The sequence below is a fragment of the Novosphingobium sp. 11B genome (assembly GCF_054589055.1).
In genome coordinates this window covers 6169-21394 of the sequence record NZ_BAAILP010000168.1, presented here as the reverse complement: position 1 = coordinate 21394, position 15226 = coordinate 6169, and the positions used below count along the sequence as shown (strand labels likewise).

Annotated in this window: 12 protein-coding genes; 10 read left to right on the top strand and 2 right to left on the bottom strand. The window is 70.8% G+C overall.

The annotated features are described in order from the left end of the window. From ACYPYD_RS15385 to ACYPYD_RS15340, 10 genes are read left to right on the top strand one after another with little or no spacing between them, the layout of a single operon-like run. Positions 1-657, top strand: a complete 657-nt coding sequence (locus ACYPYD_RS15385; RefSeq protein WP_008831695.1) for a hypothetical protein — start codon at positions 1-3, stop codon at positions 655-657. Beyond that, the gene (locus ACYPYD_RS15380; protein WP_211150823.1) at positions 654-1022 is read left to right on the top strand and encodes a hypothetical protein; all 369 of its coding nucleotides are present in this window, start codon (positions 654-656) and stop codon (positions 1020-1022) included. The genes ACYPYD_RS15385 and ACYPYD_RS15380 overlap by 4 nt, the downstream gene beginning before the upstream one ends. After that, on the top strand, positions 1015-2196 hold the full coding sequence (locus ACYPYD_RS15375; protein WP_459664034.1) for a hypothetical protein: 1182 nt from the start codon (positions 1015-1017) through the stop codon (positions 2194-2196). The genes ACYPYD_RS15380 and ACYPYD_RS15375 overlap by 8 nt, the downstream gene beginning before the upstream one ends. Further along, the gene (locus tag ACYPYD_RS15370; RefSeq protein ID WP_008831698.1) at positions 2193-2708 is read left to right on the top strand and encodes a phage baseplate assembly protein V; all 516 of its coding nucleotides are present in this window, start codon (positions 2193-2195) and stop codon (positions 2706-2708) included. Before ACYPYD_RS15375 ends, ACYPYD_RS15370 begins: the two co-directional genes overlap by 4 nt. After that, the gene (locus tag ACYPYD_RS15365; protein WP_459664032.1) at positions 2708-3052 is read left to right on the top strand and encodes a PAAR domain-containing protein; all 345 of its coding nucleotides are present in this window, start codon (positions 2708-2710) and stop codon (positions 3050-3052) included. The genes ACYPYD_RS15370 and ACYPYD_RS15365 overlap by 1 nt, the downstream gene beginning before the upstream one ends. Beyond that, positions 3049-3435, top strand: coding sequence for a GPW/gp25 family protein (locus ACYPYD_RS15360; RefSeq protein ID WP_008831700.1), 387 nt, complete (start codon positions 3049-3051; stop codon positions 3433-3435). The genes ACYPYD_RS15365 and ACYPYD_RS15360 overlap by 4 nt, the downstream gene beginning before the upstream one ends. Beyond that, positions 3432-5852 carry a baseplate J/gp47 family protein gene (locus tag ACYPYD_RS15355; protein WP_211150826.1) on the top strand — a complete coding sequence of 807 codons (2421 nt, stop codon included), beginning with the start codon at positions 3432-3434 and terminating at the stop codon, positions 5850-5852. The genes ACYPYD_RS15360 and ACYPYD_RS15355 overlap by 4 nt, the downstream gene beginning before the upstream one ends. Further along, positions 5849-8524: a baseplate J/gp47 family protein gene (locus ACYPYD_RS15350; RefSeq protein WP_459664031.1), complete on the top strand. Its 2676-nt coding sequence runs from the start codon at positions 5849-5851 to the stop codon at positions 8522-8524. Before ACYPYD_RS15355 ends, ACYPYD_RS15350 begins: the two co-directional genes overlap by 4 nt. A gap of 5 nt (positions 8525-8529) precedes the next feature. Further along, entirely contained in the window at positions 8530-10710 is a 2181-nt protein-coding gene (locus tag ACYPYD_RS15345; RefSeq protein ID WP_459664029.1) for a hypothetical protein, read from the top strand. A 19-nt stretch (positions 10711-10729) separates the two neighbouring features. After that, positions 10730-14209: a DUF6519 domain-containing protein gene (locus ACYPYD_RS15340; protein WP_459664026.1), complete on the top strand. Its 3480-nt coding sequence runs from the start codon at positions 10730-10732 to the stop codon at positions 14207-14209. Between the two features lie 41 nt (positions 14210-14250). On the opposite strand, the gene ACYPYD_RS15335 is transcribed toward ACYPYD_RS15340, so the two are convergent. Both ACYPYD_RS15335 and ACYPYD_RS15330 read right to left on the bottom strand, forming a co-directional pair. Continuing rightward, positions 14251-14655 (bottom strand): RidA family protein, encoded by a 405-nt coding sequence (locus ACYPYD_RS15335; RefSeq protein ID WP_008831705.1) that lies wholly within the window; start codon positions 14653-14655, stop codon positions 14251-14253. Positions 14656-14677: 22 nt separating this feature from the next. Further along, positions 14678-15226: VOC family protein (locus ACYPYD_RS15330; protein WP_459664024.1), on the bottom strand; the 549-nt coding region annotated here is incomplete at its 5' end.

The window sequence follows — 15226 nt, the reverse complement described above, 5'->3', positions numbered from 1 at the left end:
ATGGCCAGTTCCCCCCTCACCCCCCGTCTGCTCAAGGCCGGTCTCGTGCGCGTCGAGGCGCAGACCGGCGTGCTGATCGAGGTCGTGCCGCTGCAGTACAACCCCGACACCCTCTCCCGCACCCTGCAGCCGCGCGGCGCGACCGATGGCGCCCCGGCGGAGGAGGCGACCCGCCTCACCGGCCCGCCGACCGAGACGATCTCGCTGGAAGCCGAACTCGACGCCACCGATGCGCTGGAAAATGCCGAGCCGACCGACGATGCCGCCACGCTCGGCCTCTGGCCGCAGCTCGCGATCCTCGAACGGATGCTCTACCCCGGCCTCGCGGCGATGCGCGCGGCCCACGCACAGGCGGCGCGCGGTGCGATCGAGGTGCTGCCCGCGCCGGAACCGCTGACCGTCTTCGTCTGGGGCCGTTCGCGGGTGATGCCGGTGCGCCTGACCGACATGAGCGTGACCGAGGACGCCTTCGACACCGCGCTCAATCCGATCCGCGCGAAAGTGAAGCTGTCGCTGCGGGTGCTCAATGCCAACGACCTCGGCTTCACCAGCTGGCCTGCCTCGCTCTACCTTGCTTATCAGGGGCGCAAGGAGAGCCTCGCCGGGCGCTTCGGCGGACGGGCCTTGTCCGATCTGGGGCTGGAGGCGCTGCAATGAGCACGTCGCAGCTTCCCGTCCTGCCCGGCCTTACCCCCGGCGCCGAGCCCGCATTCGGCGCGACCAGCCGCTATCAAGGCCTGCCGCTCGCCACCGTCACGCTGCCAGACGGCAGTGACGCGGCCTACGTCACCCGGCGGCTGATCCCGCCGCCCGAGGCGTTCTCCCCCGCCGGGGTCGCCGAAATCGGAGTGAGCGACCGCGCCGACCTCGTAGCGGCGCGGGCCTACGGCCGGGCGGAACTGGACTGGCGCCTCGCCGACGCGGCCGGGCTGTCCGACATCGACGCGCTCGCCGCGACGCCCGGCTCGCGGGTCATGGTGCCCTTGCCCGGCCCCACGCATCAGGCGCAGGGCGATGCTTAGGGGCGCGCAGCTCTCGATCCGGACCGGGTTCATCACCCATGACCCGGTGCCGCCCGCGCTGATCGACGCGATCACCGAACTGCAGGTGACCCGCCAGTCCCCGCGCGGCGGTTTCCAGATGAAGCTGAACCTCGCCAAAGGCGGCGCGGTGGAGACCGAGATGCTCCCCGGTGGCATGTTCACGCCGGGCAAGCGGTTCATCTTCTCGCTGACCATCGACGGCCTGCGCACGGTGCTGCTCGACGGGTTCGTGGCCCGCTACGACGTCGCGCAGTCGAACGAGAGCGGCAAGGCCACCCTCAGCGTCACCGGCGGCGACGTGACGCAACTGATGGACCAGTACGACGTCACCGGCCTGCCGATGCCGGGCATGCCGCCAATGGGCCAGGTCGCTTTCATCCTGGCCCGGTGGACGCCGCTGGGGGTGATCGCCGCGATCCTTCCTCCGCCGAGCTGGACGATCCCCAATCCGGTAAACGGCTGGCACGTCCAGCAAGGCACCGACTACGGCCACGTCAACCGTCTCGCCCGCGATTGCGGCTACGTCTTCATGGTCGAGCCAACCGAGGAGGAAGGCGTGACGACCGCCTACTGGGGGCCGGACCTCGGCGGCCTGACGCCGGGCGGCAACTTCAACAGCCAGGGCTTCTCGATGCAGCCCGCGCTGACGGTGAACATGGATCAGGCATCCAACGTGCAGTCGCTGAACTTCACCTTCGACGGTACCCAGAAGCTGCTGCCCTACCTGCTCAGCCAGGAAGTGCGCGGCACCGGCCTCACCATCCCGATCCCCATTCCCGGAGAGGTCCTGAGCCCGCCGATGGGGCCGGGCTGGATACCTTATGCCCGTTTCTCCAAGCTCGCCGACCTCGGCCGCAATTCGGACCGGGAGACGCAGGCACGGCTCGACGTCCCCGAACTGGTCATGCGCGGGCTGGGAGAAGCCGCGCAGGGCAGCCGCGTGGTCGGTGCCTCGGGCACGCTCGACGTCGCGCGCTACGGCCGGGTGCTGGTGCCCGGGCGGCTGGTGCCGGTGCGCGGGGCCGGGCCGCATCACGACGGCGTCTACCTCGTCAAGTCGGTGACGACCTCGATCAAGCGTGGGGAACTCCGCCAGAACTTCCAGCTGACACGCAATGCGCACGGCTCATGGACGCAGGAGGTGGCCGCATGACCGAGACCCGCCGCTATTACGGAAAGTACCGAGGCACGGTGATCAACAACATCGACCCGATGCAGACTGGCCGCCTGATGGTGCAGGTTCCCGACGGTCCCGGCCTCGCCCCCTCGACATGGGCGGAACCGTGCTTTCCCGCCACCGGCAAGCAGATGGGCATGCACTGGCTGCCGCAGATCGGCGCGGGCGTGTGGGTGGAGTTCGAACAGGGCAACCTGAATTACCCGATCTGGACCGGGTGCTACTACCACAGCACCAGCGAAGTCCCGCCGCTGGCGATGGCGGGCACGCCCGGCCTGTCGAACTTCGTGATCCAGACCGCCGGGCAGAACACGCTGATGATCAGCGACACCCCCGGGCCGACCGGGGGCTTCCTGCTCAAAACCATGACCGGCGCGATGATCGCGATCAACGACGTCGGCATCACCATCACCAACGGCAAGGGCGCGACGATCATGCTCACGGGGCCAACCGTGACCGTGAACCAGGGCGCGCTGGTGGTGACCTGATGCCCGGCCCGATCCTCCACGTCGGCGCGCTCGGCATGTGCCCCCACTCCGGGCAGATGAGCATCGCCCCCGGGTCGCCGCGCGTCATGCTGGGCGGGATGCCCGCCGCGACCACGGCCGACATGGCGACGATCGCCGCCTGCCCGTTCCAGGTCCCGGTAGGCGCGGGCACCAAGCCCCAGCCCTGCGTCACCGTGCAGTGGCTGGTGCCCGCCACCCGCGTCACCGCCGGAGGGCAGCCGCTGATCCTCTCCACCTCGCCGGGCCTGTGCAAGAGCGCCGAGCAGATCCCGCAAGGCCCGCCCACTGTCACCACCGTGCAGACGAGAGTGATCGCGCAATGACCCAGCCAGCCACCTCGCAGGCGCCGCACATCGCCTTCCCCCTCGCCTTCGATTCCGGTGGTCGCACCGCCGCCATGGACGCCGAGGGCTATGTGCGGATGCTGATCGGCCAGCTCCTGCTGACCTCTCCCGGAGAGCGGGTGATGCGGCCCGACTTCGGCAGCGGCCTGCGGCAGATCCTGTTCGGCGGCAACGATCCCTCGATCGCCGTGGCCGTCGAACTCGGCCTGCAGGGCGCGCTCGGCCAGTGGCTCGGCGATCTGATCGAGGTCGGGCAGGTGGAAGTGACCATCGAGGAGGCCACCTTGCGCATCCGCGTCGCCTACGTCCTGCGCGCCAGCGGCGAAACGAAGCTGGCGACGATCGAAAGGCCGCTGCCATGACCGCCCGCTACCTCTGCCGCGAGGCGCGCCGCGTGGCGGCGGTGCGCGATACCCTGGGCGACCCGCAGCCCGACGCCATCAACGGCTTCGACTATCTGGAGATCGCCTCCCCGGATCAGACCCTGATCGACGTGTTCTTCGTCCATGCGCTGCCCGGCGAGACCGATGGCGTTCCCGCTTCGCCGCCGCTGGTCGCGGCCAACTTCAGCGTGACCGGCGGCGACCGCGTGACCGGGATCGGCGTGGAGGAACTGATCGAAACCGACGGCAACCGGATACGCCTGCGCGTCAATGCCGCCGGGGATTTCTCCACTTACGTCCTGCACCTCGTCAGCGCGAGCGGGGAGGAGGAACCACCGCAGCGTTTCGACCCGCGCCTTGCCGCCATCGACTTCCTGTTCAAGGCCGGTTGCCCCAGCGAATTCGACTGCGCCCCCGTGCACCGCTGCCCCCCGGTCGTGGCCGAGGAACCGCGCATCGACTATCTCGCGAAGGACTACGCCAGCTTCCGCCGCGTCATGCTCGACAGGCTGGCGGTGCTGATGCCCGGCTGGCGCGACCGGGGCGCGGCCGATCCCTACCTCGCACTGGTGGAGACGCTGGCGTACCACGCAGACCGGCTCAGCTACGCGCAGGACGCGGCGGGCACCGAGGCCTACCTCGGCACCGCGCGCAGCCGCATATCCCTGCGCCGCCACGCGCGGCTGGTCGACTACCGCGTGGACGAAGGCGCCAATGCCCGCACGCTCGTCCACTTCGGCGTCGCGGCGGGATCGGCGATGGACGGCCGGGTGCTGCCCGCCGGTCAGCTCGTCGCCGGGATGCAGCCCGGGCGCGAGGCGGTGCTGAAGACCGCCGCGCAGCGCGACGCGGCGCTACGCTCGGGCGCGGCGATCTTCGAGACGATGGCCGACGTGACCTTGTGGTCCGCCCACGACGCGATCCCCATCCACACCTGGTCCGATGCGGCCTGCTGCCTGCCGCCCGGCGCGCTCGGCGTCACTCTGGTGGACGAGCCCCGGCTGAACCTTGCCCCCGGCGACCTGTTGATGCTGCTCCAGAGCGCCGATCCAGAGACCGGCGCGGCCACTGACGCCGACCCGCGCCTGCGCCATGCGGTGCGGCTGACCGCCGTGCGCCACGCCGTCGATCCGGTGGACGGCACCCCGGTCTGCGACGTCGCGTGGGACGAGGAGGACGCCCTGCCCTTCGCGCTGCCTCTCGACAGCCTGAGCCTTGCCGGTGAAGTGCGTCCCTGCGCCCTCGCCATGGCGAACCTCGCCCCTGCCGATGCCGGGCATTGGGAACCGCAGGCCACGCTCCTGCCCGACACCGCCCGGGACACGGACCGGCCCTATCGTCCGCAACTGGCGCATGCCGGCGTCGTCTTCGCACCGGACTTCGCCGCATCGGGGCCGGTCTCCGGCTTCCTTGCCCCGCCCGCCCAAGCGCCCACCCATGCCGCGATCCGGCTGACCGACGGAGCGCAGGCGTGGGACATCCTGCCCGACCTGCTCGGCGCCGACCGCTTCGCCCGCGCCGCCGTCGCCGAAGTCGAGCACGGCGGCACCGTGAGCTTGCGCTTCGGCGACGACCGGCTGGGCGTGCGGCCTGCCTTGGGCACACGCTTCTCCGTCGCCTACCGTCTGGGCGGCGGCGCGGCCGTAAACGTCGGGCGCGACGTGCTGCGCCACGTCGCCCTGCCGCCGCACGAAGGTATCGTCGCCGTCACCAACCCGCTCCCGGCGCAGGGCGGCCGCGACCGGGAGGATGCCGCGCACATCCGCCGCTTCGCCCCCGCCCGCGTCGCCCGGCAGGACCGCGCGGTGACCGAGGCCGACTATGCAGCCGCACTGGAGGAACTGCCCGGCGTCCAGCGCGCACAGGCGCGCATTCGCTGGACGGGAAGCTGGTACACCGTGTTCCTCATCGTCGACCGCATCGGCGGCTTGTCCGCGACGGACGACCCGGACTTCGCCGCAGACCTCTTCGCCCATCTGGAAGCGAAGCGCATGGCCGGTTTCGACCTCGAAGTCGCCGACCCGGTCCACGTGCCGCTCGACATCGTGATGCACGTCTGCGTCGATCCCGACGCGATCCTCGCCGATGTGCGGCAGCGGCTGGAGCGCACTTTCAGCGCGGCCACCGCGCCGGACGGGACGCCGGGGTTCTTCCATCCCGACCGCCGCAGCTTCGGCGACCCGGTGCACGCCAGCGCGATCCTCGCCGCTGCCGTAGGCGTGGAAGGCGTGCGATCGGCGATGCTGACGCGCTTCGGCCGCGCCGGGGCGCCGCCGATAGACCCGGTCGCCGACGGCGTGATCGCACCGACTGGCCCGGAACTGCTGCGGCTCGACAACGACCCCGACCATCCCGACCGGGGCCGCATCCGCTTCGACATGGAGGGCGGACGATGACCACTGACCCCGAATGCGCCTGCTTCGGTGGCGCAGACACGCAGCCGGACACGCCCGCTGCGAACCTCGCCATGATCCCGTGGCGACTGGCCACGCACGCAAGCTTCAACGGCGCGATGCTGGACCGGCTGCACAAGGCCCCGGCGCTCGCCCGGCTGACCACGCGCGACCCCGCCGACCCGGCCATCGCCCTGCTCGACGGCTGGGCCACTGCGCTCGACATCCTCGCATTCTACAACGAGCGCATCGGCAACGAAGGTTTCCTGCGCCCCGCCACCGAGCGGCGTTCGGTGCTCGAACTGGCGCGGCTGATCGGCTATGCGCCCGCACCCGGCGTCTCCGCCTCGGCCTGGCTGGCGGTGACCTGCGACACCATTCCCGGTTCGCCGGAGGTCGTCTCGCTGCCCGCTGGATCAGGGGTAATGAGCATCCCCGGTCCCGACGAGAAGCCCCAGATCTTCGAAACCGACGCCGCCATGGACGCCCGCCCGGACTGGCAGGACCTGCGCGCCGAAAGCGTCCGCTACGTCGCCCCGAAGGCGGGGGACGACAGGCTCATGCTGCAGCCGCCCACGCAGCTGCGCACCGGCGACATGGTGCTAATCGTCGGCTCCGAGCGGGACACCGCGACCACCAGCCCCCGCTGGCAGGCCCGCCGCGTCGCAGGCGTGACCGATGTGCCTCCCGACACCGCCGACCAGATCCCGGCGCGCAGCGAAGTCGTCCTCGAAGCACCGCTCGGCACCGCCGCTGCCATTCCGCAGCTGGCGCCCCGCGTCTTCGCTCTGCGCCAGCGCGCCAGCCTGTTCGGGCACAATGCGCCCGCGTGGGAGTCGTTGCCCCTCGCCCTGCGCGTCGGCGAATTCCTGCCGATCGCCACAGCCGCGCTGGAGGCTAAGGCGATCAAGCGGGCCATCGTGGGCGGCATCGGCGACACCGCCGTAAGCGCGATCGGCTACGGCGGCATCCTGGACGACATCAGCGAGATCATCGAGTTCGACACCACCCGCAAGCTCGCGCCCGGCCTTTATGCGCGCAGGCGTTCCAGCTGGGCCGATGCGCCGTTCCCCGCCACCCGCGACTATGTCGATCTCGACCAGGTCTACGAACGCTTCGTGGCGGGAAGCTGGGTCGTGCTGCGCGCCGGGACGACTATGGAGACCTACAAGGTCACCGAAGCCAGCGAGATCAGCGTCAGCGATTTCGGCATGTCCGGCAAGGTCACCCGCCTGAAGCTGAGCGGCCCTGCGATGACGGCCTTCTCGCCGCGCTCGACCACCGTGCACGGCGTCAGCGAATTGCTCGGCTGGGCGATGACGCCGGTGACCGAAACCGTCAGCGGCAAGAGCGTGACGCTAAGCCGCCACGTTACCGGGCTTTCGGTCGGCCAGCGCGTCGCCCTGACCGGCTCCGAGGCCGCGAGCGGCGCGGCGGCCGCGCGCATCCTCACCATCGCCCAGATCGGCACGGTCGCGGCGGGCGGCGACGCGCCGCAACTCGCTCCCCCGGCGCGGGACGCCACCCGCCTGACCTTTACCGCCGAGATCGACCCGCCGCTCACGCCGCGCAGCCTGCGGATCAACGCCAACGTCGTCGCCGCCAGCCACGGCGAAACGCGCGAGGACGCCATCGGCAACGGCGATGCAACGCTCGCTTTCCAGGCCGTGGCGCTGCCCGGCAAGCCGCTGACCTGGGTATCGGCCCCCACGCCGCTCGGCCGCGCGAGCACGCTGGAACTGCGCATCGGACCCGCCCGCTGGCGCGAAGTCGCGGACTTCGTCGGCAAGGGCCCGCGCGACCGGGTGTTCACCACCCGCACCGCCGACGACGGCACCGTCACCATCCAGTTCGGCGACGGCGTGACCGGCGCGCGCCCGCCGAGCGGCAAGGGCAACCTGATCGCCCGCTACCGCATCGGCACCGGCCTTGTCGGGATGCTCAGGGCCGGGCAGCTGAGCCAGCCGCTGCAGCGGCCCGCCGGACTCTCGGGCGTGATCAACCCGCTCCCTGCATCGGGCGCCGAAGACCCCGAGACCCTCGCCACCGCACGCGCCAATGCGCCGAGCACCGTGCGCACGATGGCCCGCATAGTCAGCCTCGCCGACGCGGCGGACTATGCGCGCACGTTCGCCGGGATCGGCAAGGCCGACGCCACCCTTGTACGCGACCGGACGCTGCGCGCCGTCGTCCTGACAATCGCCGACACGCGCGGCGGCGCCCCCCTGCCCGGCGACGCCCTGTTCGACAACCTGGAGCAGTCGATCGCCGCCGTGCGCAGCGGCGGGGACTATGCCGGGCAACGCCACGGCCTGCCGATCGCGCTCGCCCCCTATCGATCGCGCCGATTTGTCCTGCACGCCGGGCTGGTACTTGCCGCCGACGCGGTCGCCGCCGTGGTCATGGCCGCCGCGCGCGAGGCGCTGCTGACCGCCTTCGGGTTTGCGGCGCGCGCCTTCGCCCATCCCGCCAGCCTCGCCGAAGTCTCCGCCGTGCTGCACGCGGTCGACGGCGTGGCCGCCGCGCGGTTCACCCGCTTCCACCGGCAGGACCAGTCCGCCTCGGTTGCCCCCGTCCTTCCCGCGGCCATCGCCGCGCGCCTCGGCAACGGGTGGCAGGGCGCGGAACTGCTGACGATCGATCCCGCCGCCCTCCAGCTGACGCAGGTGCAATGATGCGCATGGATGCAGATCGCCTATACGCCGCCTTGCCCGCCTATCTGCGCGAGGCCGACCTCAATGCCGGGGGAGCAGTCACCGCGCTGTTCGACATCATGGGCGGGGAGGCCGACCGCGTCGCCCGCGCCATCGAGGAACTGAGCGAGAGCTGGTTCATCGAGACCTGCCCCGAATGGGCGGTGCCCTACATCGCCGACCTCCTCGCCGTGCGGGCGCTGACCCCGACCGAGAACTTCTCCGAGCGTGCATGGGTGGCGCAGACCGTCGGCCTGCGGCGGCGCAAGGGCACGCTGGGGATCATCGGCACCCTGACCCGCGCGACGACGGGCTGGCCCGCCGTGCCGGCCGAGATGTTCCGCCGCCTCGCCACCACGCAGGCGCTGCGCCACTTGCGCCTCGACGCGCCCGCTACCGCCGCAGTGCGCGAACCGGAGCGGATGCGCCGCCACGACACCGCCTTCGACGCGCTGCCGCACACGCTCGACATCCGCCCCATCGCGCGCGGGCGGGGCCGCTACAACGTGCCGAACATCGGCATCTTCGCGTGGCGCCAGCAGGTCTACCCGCTTGCCGCCGTGGAAGCCGCGCCTGCCGGACCGGGGCGCTTCCTTTGCGATCCTGCGGGGCGGGAACTGCCCTTGTGGAACCCGCCAAGCCCGCTTGCTGCCGACGTTCCGGCGGGCGAGGCCGACCTGCCCACTCTACTCGACCGGCGCAGGCTGTATCTCGAACTGGAAGCCATGCGCGCCGACATGGCGGCTGGACGCACGCCCACGCCGCTGTGGTTCGACGATCGCCCACCGGTCCAACTCTGGGTGCAAGCCAGCATGGGCGATGCCTTCGTCGCGGTGCCCTCCGCCGAACTGGCCAGCGCGGACCTGCATGACGTGGCCGACGCGCGCGGATGGCGACGACCTCCTGCGACGCTCGACTACCTTGATGCCACGGGAAGCACCGTGACCCGGGCCATCACTGCCGCCTTCGACCCGGTGCGCGGCCGCATCGCCTTTCCCGAGGGCGTGGAGCCTGCGGGCGTCCACGTCAGCCACGCCCTCGCGGCGCCGGGCGACCTCGGCGGCGGCCCCTACGATCGCAGCACCGCAATCGCCACGCTGCTCGGCGGGCGCGAGATCACCTGGCAGGTCGGCGTCAGCCGTCGCCGCGCTCCGCTTCCGGGAATCATGCTCGCCAGCGTGGCCGACGCCGTGGCCTTGTGGAACGCCCAGCCTGCCGGGACAGTGGGCGCCATCGTCCTGCTCGACAACGACCGCTTCGACGAGGACCTGACCGGCCCCCGCACGATCGCCCTGCCCCGCGGCAGCCTGCTGCTCCTCGCTAGCGCCGACTGGCCGGAAACCCCGCGCGAGGGCGGCGGCAGCGACCTTCGCCCCGGCTCCCTCACCGCCCGCGACCGGCGCGCCTGCGTGACCGGCGACATTGCCGTCACCGGGACCGCTCCGGCCGATGCGCTCGATCCCGGCGCGCTGGTGATCGACGGCCTGCTGGTCGGCGGCGCGCTCAGGGTGGCGGCGGACGGGTCCGCGAACCTCGGCGAACTGGTCGTGTCCAACAGCACCGTGCTCGGCGCGGACGGCCTCACCATCGCCGGGGACCATGACCGGTTGAACGTGACCCTGCGCCGCAGCGTCCTGCCCGCTCTTTCCGCGCCCGCGACGGTGCCGGGGCTGGACGTGACGGAAAGCGTGGTGCTCGGCGCTCTAACGATGCCCGGAGCGCGCGCGGCACTCGCAGGAGCGACCGTTCTCGGCCAGACACAGGTGCGTTCGATCACCGCCAGCGACTGCATCTTCGCCCGCACGCTCGCGGCGACGCGGCGGCAGGTGGGATGCCTGCGCTACTCGCTGGTGCCTCCCGGCTCCACTGGCCCGCGCCAGTTCCGCTGCCAGCCCGACCTCGCCATTCGCGAAGCCGGCGCGGCCGCAGATCAGGCCGCCATCGCCGCGCGTCTGGGCCTCGCCTTCGAGACGCTGGAGCCGGGCGCTGCAGGTTTCGCGCGCCTCTCGTGGGGCAGCGATCCCGCGCTGACGCAAGGCGCGGCGAACGGCGGTCCGATGGGCGTCTGGCGCTTCCTCGAGGAGCCGCAGCGCCGCGCCAACCTTGCCATCGCGCTCGACGAATACCTGGGCCTCGGCCTCGAAGCCGGACTGCTGCCGGCCAGCTGATCATGCAGGAGAAGGACGAATGAAAGGCGATTTTTCCCGGCTGCGGTTCGATCCCGCCCGCCAGTACGAGGCCGTCCTGCTGCAACAGGGCCGCGTCGCGCTCGACGTCGACAGTAACGAGGCCAGCGCGATCCAGCTCCACCGCGACAGGCGCACCGCCGCAGACCTGATCGGCCCATCCGGCGCGCCGCAGGGCGATGCCGGGTTCGCGATCACCGTCGAGGCGGCAGGCAAGCTGGGGGTCGGCGCGGGCACGCTCTACGTCGATGGCGTGCGCTGCGTGAACCCCGGCAAGTTCCTTCACGACGCGCAGCCCTTCCTGCCTGCAGGAGCCCCGGTCTTCATCGCGGCCGATGGCAGCCGCTCGGCCAGCCCGGCGGACGGGCGCTACATCGCCTTCGTCGACGTCTGGCACCGCCACGTCACCGCGATCGAGGACGATGAACTCGTCGAGGAAGCGCTGGGCGTGGATACCACGACGCGGCTGCAGGTGGTCGAGCAGGTCGGTTTCCTTCGAGCAGGCGATGCGGGCGACGGCGCGGTGACCTGCGACGCGGCAGTGCCGGGGTGGACCTCCTTCATCCAGCGCCCGAACGGCACGATCGCCGCGCGCGGCAAGCCCGCCGACGCCGAGACCAACCCTTGCGCCTTTCCCGAGACCGCAGGCTATCAGCGGCTCGAAAACCACCTCTACCGCGTCGAGATCCACAAGCCCGGCACGGCAGGCGGAGGGGCGACCTTCAAGTGGTCGCGCGACAATGCTGCCTTCGCCACGCGCTGGCTGGAAAGCAATGGCGATACCCTGACCCTCGCCGAGACCGGCCGCGACGCGGTAAGCGGCCTGAGCCCCGGCCAGTGGATCGAACTGATCGACGACGACGCCGAACTTGCCGGCCGCCCCGGAACGCTGGTGCGCATCGTCAGCCTGACCGGCAACCGCGTCCGGCTCGACGCGCCGACTGCCGACGGGCCGATCGCGATCAACTCCTTCGGTCGCAATCCCAAGGTCCGCGCGTGGGATTCGCCCGGTGCCGTTGCCATCACCGTGCCCGGCACCAACGACGGTTTCCTGCCGCTGGAAAGCGGGCTGGAGGTCGCCTTCCTCGCGGGGGGCGCCTATCGCTCGGGCGACTGGTGGGTGATCCCTGCCCGCAGCGGCAGCGGGATTGACTGGCCCGAGAGCGGCGGTGCCCCCGCACAGCAGTCACCGCAAGGCATCGAACATGCCTATGCCCGCCTCGCCGTGCTCGACTGCACCGGCGGCGCGTGGACTATCGTGGGCGACTGCCGCCCTCTGTTCCCGCCGCTCACCCGGATGCGCCAGTTGGCGCTACTCGGCGGCGACGGGCAAGAGGCGCTGCCCGATCCGACCCAGCCGACGCGCCTGTGTCCCCTCGCCGACCTGCTGCGTGTCGGCGTGTTTCGCGGGACCATGCCGGTCCAGAATGCCCGCGTGCGCTTCACGGTGCTGTCGGGCAGCGGGGGGCTCAACCTCATCCCGCCCGCGAGCGGCTTCTCCAGCGTCATCGCCCTCACCGACGACAAGGGCGAGGCGACCGTCGCCTGGGCACTCGACGCCGCTACCGCGACCCAGCAGGTCCGCGCCGAACTCATCGATTCCACCGATGCGCGGGTGGGCCTTGCCGTCACCTTCGGGGCCAGCCTCTCCACCGCCGCGCGCGTGTCCTACGACCCGGCGGCCACGCCCAGCCTCGCCGGGATCGTCACCGTCCAGCGCGCAATCGAGGAACTGGCCAATCGGGTCGGCGGCGGCTGCGTGGAAGTCACGCTCTCGCCCGGCACCGACTGGGTGAAGACCCTGAGCGAACTGCCCAAGGGCGAGGACGTCACCATCTGCTTCCGGCAGGGCCGGTTCGAGACCAGGGAGCCGGTGATCCTGACCGGCCTCGGCCACGTCGTCATCCACGGCGGCGGAGCGGCCAGCCAGGTGCTGTGCAGCGAGGGGGAGAGCGCACTGGAGTTCATCGACTGCGCCAGCCTCTCGATGCGCGAGCTGACCATCGCCGCGATCGCCGATCTCCTCGACCACAAGCCCCGCCGCCGGGGCGCGATCACCGCCATCGGGGTCGATACCGTGACGCTCGAGGACCTGACCGTCACGTGCGGCACCGCGCGCGGAAACGAGCGGACCTGCGTGACCGTGTCCGGCACGCAGCGCGACGGCAAGCCCGTTCCGGTCAGCTTCGTGCGGATCGTGGATTGCGCCTTCACCTGCGGCTTCGGGCAGGACGGCGTGCTGGTCACCGACGCCATCGACTCCGTTATCGAGGGCAACCGCCTGCGCGTCTCTCCCTTGCCCGAGCGGTTCACGCTGGAGGAACTCGCCGCCGATCCGCGTCGCCACGGGATGCTGGCAAGGCACCTTGCCCGCGACTTCGCCCCGGCCGAGACGCGCACGCCGGTGCCGGGCAATGCAGTCCTCGTCGGACCATACGCGGTGAGCATGGCCTCGATGGTCGAGGCGCCCGAATGGCGCAAGCTGGTCGCCGCCGAACCGCCCGCCGTCGCCGACACCGCCAGCACCGACGCGGTGCAGGCCTATATGCGCCGCCTGACCGACAAGGCTCTGGCGGACACGTCCGCCACGTCCGCCTTCCGCGCGCCTGCCGACCGGGTGCGCAAGGTCATGGGGCGACAGACCGGCATCCAGCTATCGCCCGAACTGCTCGGCGACCTCATCCGCGGCGGCGAGATGACCGTGGCCGAGGCCCCGAAACCCGCTGCCACGGATGGCAAGGGCCTGATCACCATTCCTGCCGGGCAATGGCGCGTCGCCTTCGAATCCGAGATCGATCAGGAAACCTGGATCCGCATCGCCCGCGAATTCGCGCAGGAGATCACGGCCGAAACCGAGGAGCGCACCTGGGACGCTATCGCTGACCTGACCCGCCGCTTCGTCGCCGATCCCGACCTGCGCGCCAAGTTCCCCGCCGTCGCGGCGTGGTTCGAGCGACTGCGCAAAGGTCTCGGCGTGGTCGGCGGACAGGCGATCGTCGTCGCCGGTGGTCAAGGCCGGACAACCCGCATCGCCCGCAACGACATCGCCGCCTTCCTCGAAGGCGTCCACGTCGCGCTGGCCCGCGAGGGCGACGGCCCCGGGGACCACCGGGACTTCGCCAGCGTCGCCGTCATCGCCAATCGCATGGCGCTGCGCCTGCCGGTCGAGTACTTGTGGGGCGGTCACGGCATCTACGTGGGCAATGCCGCGCAGGTGCGGGTGAACGAGAACGAACTGGACTTCGCCCCCGGCAACGACCGCCGCTTCCACGAAGGCATCCGTATCTGGGGCTGGCTCGGGCGGTTCCTGCACGCCAATGCCAACGCCATCACGCTGGCGCGCATCGGCATCCGCGTGGTCTCCGAAGGCAAGCCTCAGGACGAGACAGTGCAGTGGCTCGCGGCGGACAACCTCGCCGTCGGCGCGGGGGTCTGTGTCGAGGCGCCGGGCTGGATGCGGCTGCGGGACAACGTGCCGTGATGATCGTCGTCCCGGACTTGCTCCGGGACGACGAGTGCGGCTTACTTCACCGTAGCGATGGCCTCTATCTCGATCAGGAACTCGGGCATCGCCAGCGCCGAGACACCGACCACGGTGTTCGAGGCGGGCACTACATCACCGTAGAACGCACCCAATTCCGGCCCGATCGCGGCCAGCATCGAGACGTCGTAGTTCACGATAAAGGTACGCAGGCGCAGCACCGCTTCAGGGCCGACGCCCTGCGAAGCCAGCACGTCCTTGATGTTCGCCAGCGCCTGACGCGCCTGAAGGCCCACGTCCGATCCGCCAACCACGTTGTAGTCCTTGTCCCAGGCCACCTGGCCCGAGAGGTGCAGGGTGCCGGTCGCCTCGTCGAGCGTGGCGTGCGAGAAACCGTACTGGACGCTGGGATAGAGCGTCTCGGGATTGATGCGGGTGCTGGTCATGGCAGGCTCCTGTCAGGAAAGGTCAGTCGACGATCTCGAGCTGGTGGCCCCAGGGGTCGAGGATATAGAGGTTCTTCTTGCCCGCCAGCGGCCCCTCGGTGATGTCGATGGTTTCCATCGGCGTGCAGCCGTGGGCGGCGAGGTAAGCCTTGGCCTTCTCCACATCGTCCACCTTGATGCCGAGGTGGTGGCCGCCCGCATCGCAATTGCGCGGCAGGGTCGCGGAGCGATCGGCGGGCTTGTCGTACTGGACGAGCTGGAAGTTGAGGTTCGCCGTCAGCTTGAGCATGATGAGCGTCAGGCAGGCGCCCGGCACATTGACGTGGCTTTCCATCCAGTCGCGGCCGTCCTCGCCGACCGGGATATCGGCGGCGTCGAGCGGGCCCATGCGGAACAGTTCGGTGGCGCCGAAGACATCCTTGTACCACTGCGCGACGGCGTCGGCATCGGCCACGGTCCAGGATACGTGGTCGGCCTCGATGAAGATGGGGCGGTCGGACGCGGCGTCGGTCATGGGAATCTCCGGCTGGGAAGCGGCCAGCCTACGCCGCATGGGTGTTCCGGCAATGGC